This window comes from Streptococcus mitis, assembly GCF_047463435.1.
Taxonomy (GTDB): Bacteria; Bacillota; Bacilli; order Lactobacillales; family Streptococcaceae; genus Streptococcus; species Streptococcus mitis_DS.
In genome coordinates this window covers 243,965-260,227 of record NZ_JASHDW010000001.1, presented here as the reverse complement: position 1 = coordinate 260,227, position 16,263 = coordinate 243,965, and the positions used below count along the sequence as shown (strand labels likewise).

General features: G+C 42.2%; 11 protein-coding genes and 1 tRNA gene. 8 read left to right on the top strand and 4 right to left on the bottom strand.

What is annotated here, in order from left to right:
- Nucleotides 1-175: 175 nt before the first annotated feature.
- The 4 genes from QM843_RS01275 to QM843_RS01260 form a co-directional block, all read right to left on the bottom strand.
- Nucleotides 176-1,258 (bottom strand): M24 family metallopeptidase, encoded by a 1,083-nt coding sequence (locus QM843_RS01275; RefSeq protein WP_000040929.1) that lies wholly within the window; start codon nt 1,256-1,258, stop codon nt 176-178.
- Nucleotides 1,259-1,385: 127 nt separating this feature from the next.
- The gene (gene gatD / locus QM843_RS01270; protein ID WP_140223975.1) at nt 1,386-2,168 is read right to left on the bottom strand and encodes a lipid II isoglutaminyl synthase subunit GatD; all 783 of its coding nucleotides are present in this window, start codon (nt 2,166-2,168) and stop codon (nt 1,386-1,388) included.
- The gene (murT, locus tag QM843_RS01265) at nt 2,168-3,511 is read right to left on the bottom strand and encodes a lipid II isoglutaminyl synthase subunit MurT (protein WP_414304319.1); all 1,344 of its coding nucleotides are present in this window, start codon (nt 3,509-3,511) and stop codon (nt 2,168-2,170) included. Before murT ends, gatD begins: the two co-directional genes overlap by 1 nt.
- Nucleotides 3,512-3,609: 98 nt before the next feature.
- The gene (locus tag QM843_RS01260) at nt 3,610-4,926 is read right to left on the bottom strand and encodes an FAD-containing oxidoreductase (protein ID WP_414304318.1); all 1,317 of its coding nucleotides are present in this window, start codon (nt 4,924-4,926) and stop codon (nt 3,610-3,612) included.
- A gap of 328 nt (nt 4,927-5,254) precedes the next feature.
- Between QM843_RS01260 and cshA the strand changes: the two genes are divergently transcribed.
- The 8 genes from cshA (at nt 5,255) to QM843_RS01220 (ending at nt 16,131) form a co-directional block, all read left to right on the top strand.
- Nucleotides 5,255-6,817 carry a degradosome RNA helicase CshA gene (gene cshA, locus QM843_RS01255; RefSeq protein ID WP_414304317.1) on the top strand — a complete coding sequence of 521 codons (1,563 nt, stop codon included), beginning with the start codon at nt 5,255-5,257 and terminating at the stop codon, nt 6,815-6,817.
- 256 nt (nt 6,818-7,073) lie between these two features.
- A complete protein-coding gene (codY, locus tag QM843_RS01250) occupies nt 7,074-7,862 on the top strand; it encodes a GTP-sensing pleiotropic transcriptional regulator CodY (protein WP_049542801.1) in 789 nt (262 codons plus the stop codon).
- Entirely contained in the window at nt 7,862-8,437 is a 576-nt protein-coding gene (locus QM843_RS01245) for a cysteine hydrolase family protein (protein WP_414304316.1), read from the top strand. The genes codY and QM843_RS01245 overlap by 1 nt, the downstream gene beginning before the upstream one ends.
- An 80-nt stretch (nt 8,438-8,517) precedes the next feature.
- Nucleotides 8,518-8,603, top strand: a tRNA-Leu gene (locus QM843_RS01240).
- 140 nt (nt 8,604-8,743) lie between these two features.
- A complete protein-coding gene (locus QM843_RS01235) occupies nt 8,744-10,021 on the top strand; it encodes an ABC transporter permease (protein WP_414304315.1) in 1,278 nt (425 codons plus the stop codon).
- A 12-nt stretch (nt 10,022-10,033) separates the two neighbouring features.
- A complete protein-coding gene (gene vex2, locus QM843_RS01230; RefSeq protein WP_414304314.1) occupies nt 10,034-10,666 on the top strand; it encodes an ABC transporter ATP-binding subunit Vex2 in 633 nt (210 codons plus the stop codon).
- 285 nt (nt 10,667-10,951) lie between these two features.
- A complete protein-coding gene (vex3, locus tag QM843_RS01225) occupies nt 10,952-12,331 on the top strand; it encodes an ABC transporter permease subunit Vex3 (RefSeq protein ID WP_414304313.1) in 1,380 nt (459 codons plus the stop codon).
- 350 nt (nt 12,332-12,681) lie between these two features.
- Nucleotides 12,682-16,131, top strand: coding sequence for a LysM peptidoglycan-binding domain-containing protein (locus QM843_RS01220; RefSeq protein WP_414304312.1), 3,450 nt, complete (start codon nt 12,682-12,684; stop codon nt 16,129-16,131).
- Nucleotides 16,132-16,263: the final 132 nt, after the last annotated feature.

Sequence of the window (16,263 nt, the reverse complement as noted above, 5' to 3'; positions counted from 1 at the left end):
CATATGAATCTTTCTAATGAGTTGTTTAGTCGCTTTTCATTATAGGTCATATGGGACTTTTTTTCTACAACAAAATAGGCTCCATAAGATCCATAGGGGATTTACCCACTACAAATATTATAGAGCCGAAAACTTGATACTATGCGTTTTATTGTGGGAAGATTTTCGAAGAATTTTAATCAAAATAAAGCAAGTCTTTGCTGGTGTTTGTAAAGAGGTCAAAGCCATCTTTGGTAACAACACCACAGTCTTCGATACGGACACCGACTTTACCAGGGATATAGATACCTGGTTCAACAGAGAAGCACATGCCTTCTTCGATGACCATGTCGTTTCCTTCCATGATAGATGGGAATTCATGGACATCCATACCGATACCGTGACCGAGACGGTGGTTGAAGTACTCGCCGTAACCAGCTTTTTCGATGACCTCACGAGCAGCGCGATCCACTTCATGGGCAGTCACTCCTGGCTTGATAAAGTCAAGAGCAGCTTGTTGGGCTTCAAGAGTCAAGTTATAAATGTCTTTCTTGAATTGGTCAGGTTTGCCGACTGCGACTGTACGAGTCATATCTGACGCATAGCCGTTGACTAGAACACCAAGGTCAAAGAGGAGAAGAGCATCATTTTCAACCTTGTTAGCTGCTGGAATACCGTGTGGATTTGCAGCATTATCACCAGTCAAGACCATGGTATCAAAGCTCATTTCATAACCTTCACGCTTCATAGCAAAGTCAATTTGGGCGATGATATCTGTCTCTGTCTTATCAAGAGAAATATTATCAAAGCCAACCTTAACAGCCTTGTCCGCATAGAGACCTGCAACCATCATTTTTTGCACTTCGTCAGCAGATTTGATGAGGCGCATGCGTTGGATACGAGGTGTGAGGTTGTTAAACTCAGCAGTTTCAAAAACTGTTTTCAAGCCATGATATTTGGTCAAGATGAGATTGTCAAACTCAACAGCGACACGTTTGAAGTCAAGTTGTGGAAGAGCATGTTTCATTTTTTGCCATGGATTTTCAGAGTCCACATAGCCCACAACTGGGAAGGAAACAGTGCTGCTCGCACGCTCCACTTCAAGGGCTGGGACAAAAAGGAGGGGTTCCTGATCCGCTAGGACAAAAAGGAACATTTGGCGTTCATGGGGATCACTGTAAAAGCCAGTGAGGTAATTGATTGTGACGGGGTCAGATACGACAGCGACGTCTAGTTTTTCTGATTCAAGATATGTTACGATTTGTTGTAATTTAGACATATGCTACCTTCTTTCTACCCCTCTATTTTGGCAAAAAATGAGAGAAAATGCAAGGGAGAAGGGTAAAAGAACAGACAAAAAGAACTCCGACAAGATAACGGAGTTCTTTGATATCATTTTCCTTTGTTTAAGAAAAGTCAGCCTTGCTTTTGACATCACTGTATTCTTCAGCGATTTCTTGGCTGAGAATGTCCTCATAAGCAGGGAGTTGAATGTCCTGACCATATTTCTTCTTGAGGGCAGTAGTGACTAGGCGATAAGCTAGATTGGCATTACGAGAGAGGATAGGCCCGTGGAAGTAGGAACCAAAGACATTCTTATAATGAACACCTTCGCCGACTTTTTCTTCGTTATTTCCATTTCCATAGACAACCTGTCCCAGTGGTTTTTGATCATCTGAGAGGAAGGTACGGCCCTGATGATTCTCAAATCCATAGTAGGTTTCATTGAAATCTTCATTATGAATCTTGATGTCCCCGATAAAACGGTTATTGGTCTGGTTGAGCGTGTAGTGGCCCATGACCCCTAGTCCTTCGATGCGTCTCCCTGAAGCTTCAACATAATATTGACCCAATAGTTGGAAACCACCGCAGATAGCCAGAACCACACCGTCGTTTTGGATGTAGTTGTCAATGCTCTCTTTTTTAGCAGGTAGGTCGTCTGCAATGATACTCTGTTCAAAGTCTTGACCACCTCCGAAAAAGGCAATGTCGTAGTGATTTTCATCGAAATCATCATGAAGTGAAACGATGTCAACCGTCACATGAGCCCCTAGTTTTTCAGCCACGTACTTGAGCATGAGGATGTTTCCATTGTCCCCGTATGTATTCATGAGGTTTCCGTAGAGGTGGGCAATGTTGAGCTGATAAGGGTAATTGCCATCTTTTGAGGAAAGTGAAGTATAAACCATTAGTTCATCTCCTTTCTAACAATCTGACGACTAGCCAGCAGTTCGCGGAATTCAAGCATAGCAGTATAGGTAGCCAGAATATAAGCATGCTTGCAGTCTTGGTTCTCAATTGTCTTAAGAACTTGTTCCAGATTGCTTGTTTCAGTGATTTTATCAGCTGGATAGCCTGTCACTCGGAGACGACGTGCGATTTCAGAATGACGAACACCGCCAGCGTTGATTTCAGGAATATCCATGTCAGTGATTTGTTCAAAGTCCGCATCCCAAATCCAGCTGGTGTCAATACCGTCTGCATAGTTAGCGTTAAGGAGGACAGATAGGCTAAATGGATAAGGTGCTAGTTTGATCATTTCGATAGCTTGGGTTGCACCGACTGGATTTTTAATCAAGACAAGGGTGCATTCCTTGTCACCTATATGGAAGGTTTCTTGGCGTCCAAAGACTGCACGGCTCTTATCAAATCCTTGCTTGATGAGTTGTGAATCTGCGCCGAGAAAACGGGCGATGGCAACCGCAGCTAGGGCGTTGTAGATATTGTAGAGACCACCGATTTGGATACCGTATTCTTGTCCGTCAATGACAAAGCGAGAGCGATTGTTGGTTAACTCAACCAGTTCTGTCAAGCGATAGTCGAGATCAGGACGTTTACATCCACAGCCTTCACAGATATAGGCACCCAAGTTTGCATAGGTATTCTGCTCATATTTGAGGATACCTTGGCAGTCAGGACAGAGAATTCCTTCTGTATTATAGTGAGCCAGCTGGGCTGGGCCTTTTTCCAAGTCAAAACCAAAATACTGTACAGGATTTGGAATTGCTGGCTTGTAGAAAAGCGGACTGTCACCATTGAGGAGAACAGTAGCCGTAGGTACCTTACGAATAGCATCCAAAATCATCTTATAAGTTGTGTAAATCTCACCATAGCGGTCCATCTGGTCACGGAAGATATTAGTGATGACAAAAAGGCTTGGCTGGATATAGTCACAGATACGAGATAGACTGGCTTCGTCAATTTCTAGTACGGCAATGTTTTTCCCAGTTTTAGAACCCTTGGCGGTTAAGAAGGTTGTCGCAATTCCTGTAATCATGTTGGCACCGCTTGGGTTGGTCAGAACTTGACCATAAACCTCTTTTAAAATGCCGACAGTGAGGGCAGTTGTCAGGGTTTTTCCGTTGGTTCCAGTGACCACGACAATCTCGTAGTTCTTAGCAAGGTTTTGTAAAATATCTTTATCAAATTGAAGGGCGACTTTTCCTGGGAGCGTACTTCCACGGCCAAGACGGCTTAAAATGAAGTGGGAAGAGCGCCCAGCTAGGAGGCCCAAAGTAGTTTTTAATTTCATGTTTCTATTATATCATAAAAGAGGGAAAAGACAGATTTGAGATTTCGCAGAAGTAAAAACAGCCCAAAGAGGGCTGTTCGATACGATTAAATCTCAACTTAAATCGCAAACAAGTCATTCAAATTCTCAGCCAAGGTTGGGTGAGTGAAGATTTGTTTTGTGAAGTAAGTGTAAGGAATCTTGTTGTCCATAGCAACAGTGATGATGTTGATGATTTCTTGAGAACCTTCTGAGAAGATGCTTGCTCCAAGAATTTCTTTTGTTTCAGTATTCACAACAGCTTTGAAAGCTCCACGAAGGTCTCCATTTACGTGAGCACGAGGCATTGCTGCAACAGGGATTTCCTTAACAGCGTATGGAAGTTTCAAATCAGCTGCTTGGCTTTCAGTCAAACCAACTTGTGAAAGGGCAGGTGTGATAAACATGGTGTTTGGAACATTGAGACGGTCTTCAAGAGTGTAGCTGCCATCTCCAGCAAGGTAGCTGTAGACAACACGGAAGTCATCAAGTGAAATGTAAGTAAATTGAAGGCCACCGTTGACATCTCCAACTGCAAAGACACCAGGAACGTTTGTTTGACAATGTTTGTCTACTTTAATAGCACCACGTTCAGTTAGTTCAATATCTGTATTTTCAAGTTGAAGTGGTTCTACATTTGGTTTGCGTCCAGTTGCATAGAGAAGGGCATCGAAACGGTAAGTTTCGTTTTCGGTTACGACAAGGACTTGGTCACCGTCATTTTTAATTTCAGTAGTACGGATATTTTGAAGCAATTCAATACCGTCTTCTTCCATGTATTGTTTAGCAAGAGCTGCGATGGAAGGTTCTGCACGAGGTAGGAATGTATCCAAGGCATCAAGGACTGTGACCTTGCTTCCAAGTTTGTTGTAAAGACCAGCAAATTCAAGACCGATATTTCCACCACCAAGGACTCCAAGGTTTTCAGGCAATTTGTCCAAGTTTTGGATACCTGTTGAGTCAAAGACGTTTTTGCTTGTAGCAAGTCCAGGGATTGGCAAGACGTTTGAAACAGCACCAGTGTTGATGACGATTGTTTCAGCAGTCAGTTCTTTCTTTTCATCACCAGCTTGGATTTCGATGACTTTGTTTGAAAGGAAGTGAGCTTCCGCATCAAAAATATCGACACCTGTACCAGCAACAGTCGCATAGTTTTTACCGTTAAGGCGACCAGTGATAGTGTTTTTGGTAGCAATGACTTCTTCAAAAGACAAGTCTTTCTCAGCAGCAACTAGCAAAGTTTTAGTTGGGATACAACCAATGTTGATACAAGTTCCACCATACATAGCTTTACTACGTTCAACGAGGGCAACTTTTTTGCCAGCTGAAGCCAATTTACCAGCTAGTGTTTTACCAGCTTTACCAAATCCGATAACGATTAAATCATAAGTTAACATTTATCTTCCTCCTATTCGAATTTCATTCTAGCACAAGAAAAAAACTTTTGCACAATTCTGCTACGCTTTAAAAAAGTTTATGAAATAGTGGAAATTATAGCCTTACTTTCTCAGAAAAATCGTTTACATGACATTATCGACGGATTTAGCTATCTTTTGTTCTGGTCTTGTGTTATACTAGATAGGTTGCAAAGAAAACAGTACTTTTCTTTTGTGGAAAAGAAGCAACACGATTTTGTATCCAGTATATGAAAGTACGTCATAAAAAGAAAAGTATAAACCAAGCCCTATAGGGTGGCTTCGCACCACCTTTAGAAAGAAGAATAACGTGAAATTTAATGAATTTAACTTGTCTGCTGATTTGCTAGCAGAAATTGAAAAAGCTGGTTTTGTAGAAGCCAGTCCTATCCAAGAACAAACTATTCCCTTGGCGCTCGAAGGTAAGGATGTTATCGGTCAAGCACAGACTGGTACAGGAAAAACTGCAGCCTTTGGCTTGCCTACCCTTGAAAAAATCCGCACAGAAGAAGCGACCATCCAAGCCTTGGTTATCGCTCCAACACGTGAATTAGCTGTCCAAAGTCAAGAGGAACTCTTCCGCTTTGGTCGTAGCAAGGGAGTCAAAGTCCGTTCAGTATATGGCGGATCAAGCATTGAAAAACAAATTAAGGCTCTTAAATCTGGTGCCCATATCGTGGTGGGAACACCTGGTCGCCTTTTGGACTTGATTAAACGTAAGGCCTTGAGATTACAAGACATTGAAACCCTCATTCTTGACGAAGCAGATGAAATGCTCAACATGGGCTTCCTTGAAGACATCGAAGCTATCATCTCCCGCGTCCCTGAAAATCGTCAAACTTTGCTCTTTTCAGCAACCATGCCAGATGCCATCAAACGTATCGGTGTTCAGTTTATGAAAGAACCTGAGCATGTGAAGATTGCGGCTAAGGAATTGACAACAGAATTGGTTGACCAATACTATATTCGTGTTAAAGAACAAGAAAAATTTGATACCATGACTCGTCTTATGGATGTGGAACAACCAGAACTTGCTATCGTATTTGGTCGTACCAAACGTCGTGTAGATGAATTGACTCGTGGTTTGAAAATCCGTGGCTTCCGTGCAGAAGGAATTCATGGTGATTTGGACCAAAACAAACGTCTTCGTGTCCTTCGTGACTTTAAAAATGGCAATCTTGATGTTTTGGTTGCGACAGACGTTGCAGCGCGTGGCTTGGATATTTCAGGTGTGACCCATGTCTATAACTACGATATTCCACAAGATCCTGAAAGTTATGTTCACCGTATCGGTCGTACAGGTCGTGCTGGTAAGTCAGGTCAGTCTATTACTTTCGTATCACCAAATGAAATGGGCTACCTTCAAATCATTGAAAACTTGACTAAGAAACGTATGAAAGGTCTCAAACCTGCAAGTGCAGAAGAAGCTTTCCAAGCTAAAAAACAAGTGGCTCTTAAGAAAATCGAACGTGATTTTGCAGATGAGACTATCCGTGCCAACTTTGAGAAATTTGGTAAGGATGCTCGTAAGCTAGCTGCCGAATTTACTCCAGAAGAATTGGCAATGTATATCTTGAGTCTGACTGTTCAAGACCCAGATAGTCTTCCTGAAGTGGAGATTGCACGTGAAAAACCACTGCCATTTAAACCATCAGGTAATGGCTTCGGTGGTAAAGCTAAGGGAGGTCGTGGAGATGACCGTCGTGATCGCGAACGCCGTGGCAATGGTCGCCGTGATGATTTTAAAAAAGGCAGTCGTGGCAATGATCGTTTTGATAAGGAAAAACGTTACCGTAAGGATAATAAAAAACCACGCACTACTTCAAGCGAAAAGAAAACAGGCTTTGTTATTCGTAACAAGGGCGATAAATAAGAAAAAGCGGTTCAAAATGAATCGCTTTTTTATATAAGGAGACCGAATGGAAAAAGAAAGATAAATAAAATAGTTATATTATCTTTTTGTAATATTATAATACACAAAAATAGGGGGCTTGTCAATAGAAAAGAAGCAATTTAATTAAAAATATTCTTGTTTTTTCAAATTGCAATTAAATAAGCAATTTTCAGATAATAATTGAAAATTCAAGCTGTTTATGTTATAATGATAGCGATTAAATTCGAGGTGAAAAATGGCACATTTATTAGAAAAAACTAGAAAAATTACTTCTATCCTGAAGCGCTCGGAGGAGCAGTTACAGGAAGAGCTTCCCTACAATGCGATTACACGTCAGCTTGCTGATATTATTGATTGTAACGCCTGTATTGTTAACAGCAAGGGTCGTCTTCTTGGCTATTTTATGCGTTATAAAACCAATACAGATCGCGTGGAGCAATTCTTCCAAACTAAGATTTTCCCGGATGACTATGTACAGGGAGCGAATATGATCTACGATACAGAAGCCAATCTGACAGTTGATCATGATTTGAGTATTTTCCCTGTGGAAAGTCGTGCCGATTTTCCAGATGGCTTGACGACTATTGCACCGATTCATGTGTCAGGGATTCGCTTGGGCTCTTTGATTATTTGGCGCAATGATAAGAAATTCGAAGATGAGGACTTGATTCTTGTTGAGATTGCCAGTACCGTTGTTGGGATTCAACTCCTCAACTTCCAACGTGAAGAAGATGAGAAAAACATCCGCCGTCGTACTGCTGTCACCATGGCGGTCAATACCCTTTCTTACTCAGAACTCCGTGCTGTTTCAGCTATTTTAGGGGAGTTAAACGGAAATGAAGGACAGTTGACTGCGTCAGTGATTGCAGATCGTATCGGAATAACCCGTTCGGTGATTGTCAATGCCCTTCGTAAACTTGAGTCTGCGGGAATTATTGAAAGTCGCTCACTTGGAATGAAGGGAACCTATCTTAAGGTCTTGATTTCAGATATTTTTGAAGAAGTGAAGAAAAGAGATTACTAATGACTAAGGCTTTAATTTCGATTGACTATACAGAAGATTTTGTTGCTGATAGTGGGAAGCTGACATCAGGTGCTCCAGCTCAGGCGATTTCGGATGCCATCAGCAAGGTAACTCGATTAGCTTTTGAACGAGGAGACTACATCTTCTTTACCATCGATGCTCACGAAGAAAACGATTGTTTCCATCCAGAAAGCAAGCTATTTCCTCCTCATAATTTGATTGGGACTAGTGGACGGAATTTATACGGAGATTTGGGAGCCTTTTATCAAGAGCATGGTTCGGACAGTCGTGTCTTTTGGATGGATAAACGCCATTACTCAGCATTTTCAGGGACTGACCTGGATATCCGCTTGAGAGAGCGTCGAGTGTCTACAGTTATCTTAACAGGAGTCTTGACGGATATCTGTGTCCTGCATACAGCTATAGATGCCTACAATTTAGGATATGACATTGAGATTGTTAAACCAGCCGTTGCTTCCATCTGGCCTGAAAATCATCAATTTGCCCTAGGTCATTTCAAAAACACACTTGGAGCTAAGTTAGTAGATGAAAATCTAAATGAACTTTCTGAGTAATTTGGTTGATGAAATGAAAAAAATTGAAAAAAAGTGTTGACAAGCATCCTAAAAGTTGATATACTAGTAAAGTAATCGACGCGGGGATGGCGGAATTGGCAGACGCGCAGGACTAAGGATCCTGTGACCGCTTTAGGTCGTGAGGGTTCAAGTCCCTCTCTCCGCATAGGATAAGAGTTAGCTGAGGCTAGCTCTTTTGTTTTTTATCTAATTTACGTAGAGCAAAAAATTTTTGCTCTTTTTTTGTATTTCATAAACATTTCATATTTGAATTTTATAATATTCTTACAAATATGGAGGTGACAAATGAATCCAATCCAAAGAGCTTGGGCTTATGTCAGCAGAAAACGACTGAGAAGTTTTATTTTATTTCTGATTTTATTGGTTCTCTTGGCAGGAATTTCTGCTTGTTTGACTTTGATGAAGTCCAATAAAACAGTGGAAACCAATCTTTATAAATCACTCAACGCATCTTTTTCTATTAAGAAGATAGAAAATGGTCAGACCTTCAAGTTGTCAGACCTAGCATCTGTAAGCAAGATTAAGGGACTGGAAAATGTCTCTCCTGAACTGGAGACGGTCGCAAAACTGAAAGACAAGGAAGCGGTGAGTGGTGAGCAGAGCGTAGAACGTGATGATTTGTCAGCAGCGGACAAGAATTTGGTTAGCTTAACGGCTCTTGAGGATTCATCCAAGGATGTCACCTTTACCAGCTCGGCTTTCAATCTAAAAGAAGGGCGACACATTCAAAAAGGGGATTCAAAGAAAATCATAATACACGAAGAGCTGGCTAAGAAGAATGCTCTTTCCCTTCATGACAAGATTGTCTTGGATGCTGGTCAGTCAGAATCTGGAAAAGGGCAAACAGTAGAGTTTGAGATTGTCGGAATTTTTTCTGGTAAAAAACAAGAGAAATTCACAGGCTTGTCTTCAGACTTCAGTGAAAACCAGGTCTTTACTGACTATGAAAGTAGCCAGACCCTTCTGGGAAATAGTGAAGCTCAAGTCAGTGCAGCGCGCTTCTATGTAGAAAATCCTAAGGAAATGGACGGACTCATGAAGCAGGTGGAAAACTTGGCCTTAGAAAATCAAGGCTACCAAGTTGAGAAGGAAAGCAAGGCTTTTGAACAAATCAAAGACTCAGTTGCAACCTTCCAAACCTTTCTGACCATCTTCCTTTATGGGATGATGATAGCTGGAGCAGGCGCCTTGATTTTAGTCTTGTCTCTCTGGTTGAGAGAACGAGTCTACGAAGTGGGGATTTTACTTGCACTTGGAAAAGGCAAAAGCTCGATCTTCCTACAGTTCTGTTTAGAGGTAGTTTTGGTATCTCTAGGATCTTTGCTTCCGGCATTTGTTGCAGGAAACGCTATCACATCTTACCTACTCCAAACTCTACTAGCAAGTGGAGATCAGGCAAGCTTACAAGACACGCTAGCCAAAGCAAGCAGTCTATCAACCAGCATCCTATCTTTTGCAGAATCCTATGTTTTTCTAGTTCTGCTTAGTTGCTTGTCTGTAGCCCTTTGTTTCCTATTCTTATTTAGAAAATCGCCTAAAGAAATTTTATCATCTATTAGTTAAGAAGGAGAAATCATGACTTTATTACAATTACAAGACCTTACCTACCGTTATAAGAACACTGCTGAGGCAGTTTTATATCAGATCAATTATAATTTTGAACCCGGGAAATTTTACAGTATCATTGGTGAGTCGGGAGCAGGAAAATCCACTCTCTTGTCCCTCCTTGCTGGTCTAGATAGTCCTGTTGAAGGTTCGATTCTTTTCCAAGGAGAGGACATTCGTAAGAAGGGGTATTCTTACCATCGTATGCACCATATTTCTTTGGTCTTTCAAAATTATAACTTGATAGATTATCTTTCTCCGCTGGAAAATATCCGCTTGGTCAACAAAAAAGCAAGGAAGGATACACTTCTTGAGCTTGGTTTGGATGAAAGTCAGATCAAGCGGAATGTTCTCCAGTTATCAGGTGGTCAACAGCAACGTGTTGCCATAGCTCGTAGTCTGGTATCAGAAGCTCCAGTTATTCTAGCTGATGAGCCAACGGGAAATCTGGACCCTAAAACTGCTGGAGATATTGTCGAACTGCTCAAATCACTTGCCCAGAAAACAGGTAAATGTGTGATCGTCGTTACCCACAGCAAAGAAGTGGCACAAGCGTCAGATATTACACTTGAGTTGAAAGATAAGAAACTGACTGAAATATAGAATCTAGTTATTAAACTTTAAAATAGTATTAGTTGGTAATCAGATACGTGTAAAGCAATAATAAACGAAGTGAGTCTTTAACAACTATTTCCCGCAGTAGTGATAGCCTAGATAATAACAAAGTTATTATCTAGTCCGGAATTTTTGAGACATATGGCTCAAAAATTAGGGATGAAATTCCTACAGGAAGTTGCTCCCGTCCGCACAATCTAAGGGAAATAGTAAAAAAATAATTTATATAAGTTATAAGACATTGAAATAAAATCAAATCTAGAAAGGGAATCTATGTTACACAACGCATTTGCCTATGTTACAAGGAAGTTTTTCAAATCGATTGTCATCTTCCTGATTATTCTCCTTATGGCGAGCTTGAGTTTGGTCGGCTTGTCGATCAAGGGAGCTACTGCCAAGGCTTCTCAGGAGACCTTTAAAAATATCACCAATAGCTTCTCCATGCAAATCAATCGTCGCGTCAATCAAGGAACGCCACGTGGTGCTGGGAATATTAAAGGTGAAGATATCAAAAAAATTACCGAAAATAAGGCCATTGAGTCTTATGTGAAACGCATCAACGCTATCGGAGATTTGACTGGATATGAACTTATCGAAACGCCAGATACCAAGAAAAATCTGACTCCTGACCGTTCTAAACATTTTGGAAGTAGCTTGATGATTACAGGTGTCAATGACTCCTCTAAAGAAGACAAGTTTGTCTCTGGTTCTTATAAGCTGGTCGAAGGTGAGCACCTAACAAACGACGACAAGGGCAAGATCCTCATGCACAAGGACTTGGCAGCCAAACACGGCTGGAAAGTAGGAGATAAGGTTAAACTGGACTCCAATGTCTATGATGCAGACAATGAAAAAGGGGCCAAGGAAACAGTCGAAGTGACAATCAAGGGACTCTTTGATGGTCACAATAAGTCGGCAGTAACCTACTCACAAGAACTCTATGAAAATACAGCTATCACAGACATTCACACTGCTGCAAAACTTTATGGATACACAGAAGACACAGCTATTTATGGGGACGCAACCTTCTTTGTAACAGCGGACAAGAACTTGGATGATGTCATGAAAGAGTTGAATGGTATCAGTGGTATAAATTGGAAGAGCTATACACTTGTGAAGAGCTCCTCAAACTACCCAGCTCTAGAGCAATCCATCTCTGGTATGTACAAGATGGCCAACCTCCTCTTCTGGGGTAGCTTGAGCTTCTCAGTTCTCCTCCTTGCCCTCTTGCTCAGCCTTTGGATCAACGCTCGTCGCAAGGAAGTGGGAATCCTCCTCTCTATTGGTCTCAAACAGGCAAGTATCTTGGGTCAATTCATCACTGAATCCATCTTGATTGCCATCCCTGCTCTTGTTTCTGCTTACTTTCTAGCCAACTACACAGCTCGTGCAATCGGAAATACTGTTCTTGCCAATGTCACTTCAGGTGTTGCCAAGCAAGCCAGCAAGGCTGCTCAAGCTTCTAACCTTGGTGGTGGTGCAGAAGTAGATGGCTTTAGCAAGACCTTGTCGAGCCTAGATATTTCCATTCAGACATCGGACTTTATCATCGTCTTTGTCCTTGCCTTGGTTCTAGTGGTTCTCGTTATGGCGCTTGCTTCAAGCAATCTCCTTAGAAAACAACCAAAAGAGCTTCTGCTGGATAGCGAATAAGTTTGAAAAAATTAGTCTAAAATAGAGACTGCATCTTGTTTTTATATTTCAGAATGATAGATAGAGAATGGATATTTAACAATACAAAATAGAGCCGAAAGCAGTGGTGAAAATCATTGCTTTCAGTTGCTTTCTTTGTACTTTTGTTGGTGTATGTGATATACTAAAATCGTGGAATTCAGTGGAAGGACAATTTACAATTTCTATATTCAAATATGCATAAAAATTTATTCATAATTTGCTTTTAAATAAATAGAAAACCTGTAGATATCTATCCAGATTGCAAAGGTAGACGGGCCTGCTGTGGCTGAGTTTGCCTTTTTAAAAAATATAAAATAGTGAGGAAAACAATGAGACAAACAAATGTTAGAGGGACTTTATCCCTACGTGGCTTTAGAAAATTAAGAACTGGTGCAATTGTTGCGACAGGTGTGATTTTATTGGGACTGGGCTTTTTAGCTCCAACTGTTTCAGCTAATGAACAAGATGGTGTTTGGGTAGCCAGAACAGTTGCAGAAGTAAAAGCTGATATTCAAAATATAGACAATTTATCACACTATACTATTAAGTGGGGAGATACACTGAGTGCTATTAGTGGAGCAACAGGACTATCTGTTGATAGTTTGGTTGAGATAAATCGTATTGCAAATAGAGATTTGATTTTTGTCAATAATAAATTGTATTTTAGCGAAGAAGCTTTTCTAAAAGATGGAAATACAGAAGTCAAAAGACAGCGAGTGTCAATTGATAATTCTGGTAGCTGTCAAAGTTATGAAGTTGAAACAAAGACAAATACTGTAACTGGAGAGCAAACAACTACTGTTAAACAAACGACACCAGTAGTTGTGGAAACACCAGCAGTATCGGCAGCGAAAGCTGAAGAGTCAATATCGCCAGCACTGAAATCAGAAACACCAGTCACAGTTGCGCCAAAAGCCGAAACAAGGGAGGAAGTTTCAAATGCTCCATCACTGGGCGCTACAACTAGTGCTGATTCAGGTGAATCAAGTTCAGTAACAGACAATGCCCCTTCAAATACAGGGACTACAAATCAACCTTTAGCTTCAAATCCAAGTTCTGAAGTTTCAGCTTCATCAGAATCAGCACCGAAAGTGGAAGAGCCAGTGGCGCCAGCACCGAAAACAGAAGAACCAGTGGCACCAACACCGAAAACAGAAGAACCAGCGACACCAGCACCGAAAGCAGAAGAACCAGTAGCTCCAACACCGAAATCAGAAGAACCATCGGCTCCAGCGCCAAAAGTAGAAGAGCCAACGGCGCCAGGACCAAAAGTAGAGGAACCAGTAGCTACCACGCCAAAAGCAGAAGAACCAGTAGCCACAACGCCAAAAGCAGAAGAGCCAGTGGCACCAGCACCAAAAGCCGAGGAACCAACGACACCAGCACCGAAAGTGGAAGAGCCAGCAGGAACAGCGCCAAAAGCAGAGGAACCAGTGGCCCCAGCACCAAAAGCAGGAGAGCCAGCGGCACCAGCGCCAAAAGCAGAGGAACCAACGACACCAGCACCGAAAGTGGAAGAACCTGCAACACCAGCACCGAAAGTGGAAGAGCCAGCGGCCCCAGCACCGAAAGTGGAAGAGCCAGCAGGAACAGCGCCAAAAGCAGAAGAACCATCGGCTACAACGCCAAAAGTGGAAGAGCCAGTGGCACCAGCACCGAAAGCAGAAGACCCAGCAGCAGGCACAACGCCGAAAGCGGAAGACCCAGCAGCAGGCACAACATCAAAAGTAGAAGACCCAGCAGCAGGAACAACGCCAAAAGCGGACGAGCCAGCAGCAGGCACAACACCAAAAGCAGAAGAACCAGCAGCAGGCACAACACCGAAAGTGGAAGAGCCAGCAGGCACAACGCCGAAAGCGGAAGAACCATCAGCAGACACAACGCCAAAAGCAGACGAGCCAGTGGCCCCAGCGCCAAAAGCAGAGGCACCTGCAACTCCAGCACCAAAAGCTGAAGAGCCAACGGCTCCAGCGCCAAAAGTAGAGGAACCTGCAACTCCAGCACCGAAAGCAGAGGAACCAGCGGCACCAGCGCCAAAAGCGGAAGAACCAGCAGGCACAACGCCAAAAGCGGAAGAGCCAGTGGCCCCAGCGCCAAAAGCGGAAGAGCCAGTGGCCCCAGCGCCAAAAGCAGAGGAACCAGTGGCCCCAGCACCAAAAGCAGGAGAGCCAGTGGCCCCAGCGCCAAAAGCAGAGGAACCAACGACACCAGCACCGAAAGTGGAAGAACCTGCAACACCAGCACCGAAAGTGGAAGAGCCAGCGGCCCCAGCACCGAAAGTGGAAGAGCCATCAGCAACAACACCAAAAGCGGACGAGCCATCGGCCCCAGCGCCAAAAGTAGAGGAACCAACAGCCTCAGCACCGAAAGACGATGAATCAGCTTCTTCAGTTGAATCTCCATCAACAGGTAATCATTCAGAAGAGTCTGGAGCATCATCTACAACTCCTACAGTTGATTCAACATCATCACCGGTAACCCCAAGTGAAGAAGCACCGGTCACATCAGGCGATACCAATTCCACTACACAGCCAGCTGGAGAATCAGGTAAATCTGAAACACCGTCAGAATCTTCCAATACTCCATCTGCAGATGCTACAAATGATTCAGGGAATTCAGCAACATCAACTCCGACTCCAGAAACATCAACTCCAGAGCCAAAATCAGAAGAAGAACTTAAGAAGGAAGAAGCCTTGAAGTCAGCTAAAAAGGAGAGCATAGATGATAATATCGGTGAAGTTGTTAAAATAAAAGCAGATGCGATTGAAAAAGTTACTGATGCAGATGAAAAGGCAAGATTAAAAGAAGCATTAAAGACGTTACAAGATAAAGCGATAGAAGAAATTAACAAAGCAAAAGACGATGAAGAAGTAGCTACTGTTACAGAAAAATATCAAAATGAAATCAATGCATTGGATGTTCCAGGTGAAGAAGTTTCAAGTCCGAATTATGGTAGAGAAGGCTTGACCAATAATGGTCCTGGTGGAACTACTATTGACAATGGAAGCACAGCGATTGGTCATGGTGCAAGTGGGACTTCCAGATCAGCAGTAGCATCTCCATCAGAAAGCTCAACACAGCCTTCTTCAACTTCAGAAGGGACTTCAAGTTTTAGAAATGCCCCATCAGTTCAAGCAAGAGCAAGAAGAGTGGCACGTTCAACATCAGAACCAGATGGAACTGTAAATATTAGCTATAACTTCGCTGGAATGCCAGATATTCATGGCTTCCTATCTGACCCGGGAGAAGATAACACTGTCAGAATTCCTGCTGGAACGAGTGAAGCACAGGCAAAAGAGCTAGTAAAAGAAAAAATTGAAGCCAAGATAAAAGACTTAGCTGCTAGAGGGTATCATGTGAAAAATGACATTATTTTTGAGCAAGATACTACTGTGAAAAATTATAACTACGTAGTCACTTTCACTAAGGAGACTACAGGAACTTCAGGTTTCAGAATGGCTCCAGCAGTTCAACCACGCGCTAGCAGAAATCGTAGAAGTCTAGAACAACCATCTCCTCAAAAGGTCAAAGTAAATGTTTTTTATAATTTTGATCAAATGAAAGATATTGCAGGTTTCCTAGGAGATATCAATGGAACTCCTCTTGAAGTCGCGGAAGGTTCAACAAATGAACAGGTGAAAGCAGCGGTCAAGAGCCAAGTTGATGCTAAGAAGGAAGAGTTGAGCAAACGCGGCTATACTTTCAAAGAGGACTATGTATATCAAGCTAATGGGAAAGATTATAACTACGTTGTAACATTTTCAAAAGCGGCTAAATAATTTTCAGTCCATAGAGAGCCAAATGCAAGCAGAGAGAGCGATAGGCTCTCTTTGTTTTATCTAGTGGTCAGTTGATTAAAGACAAAAGGCCAGTAAGAGGCTATAATAGAAAATAGAGTAGGTATTTATTCT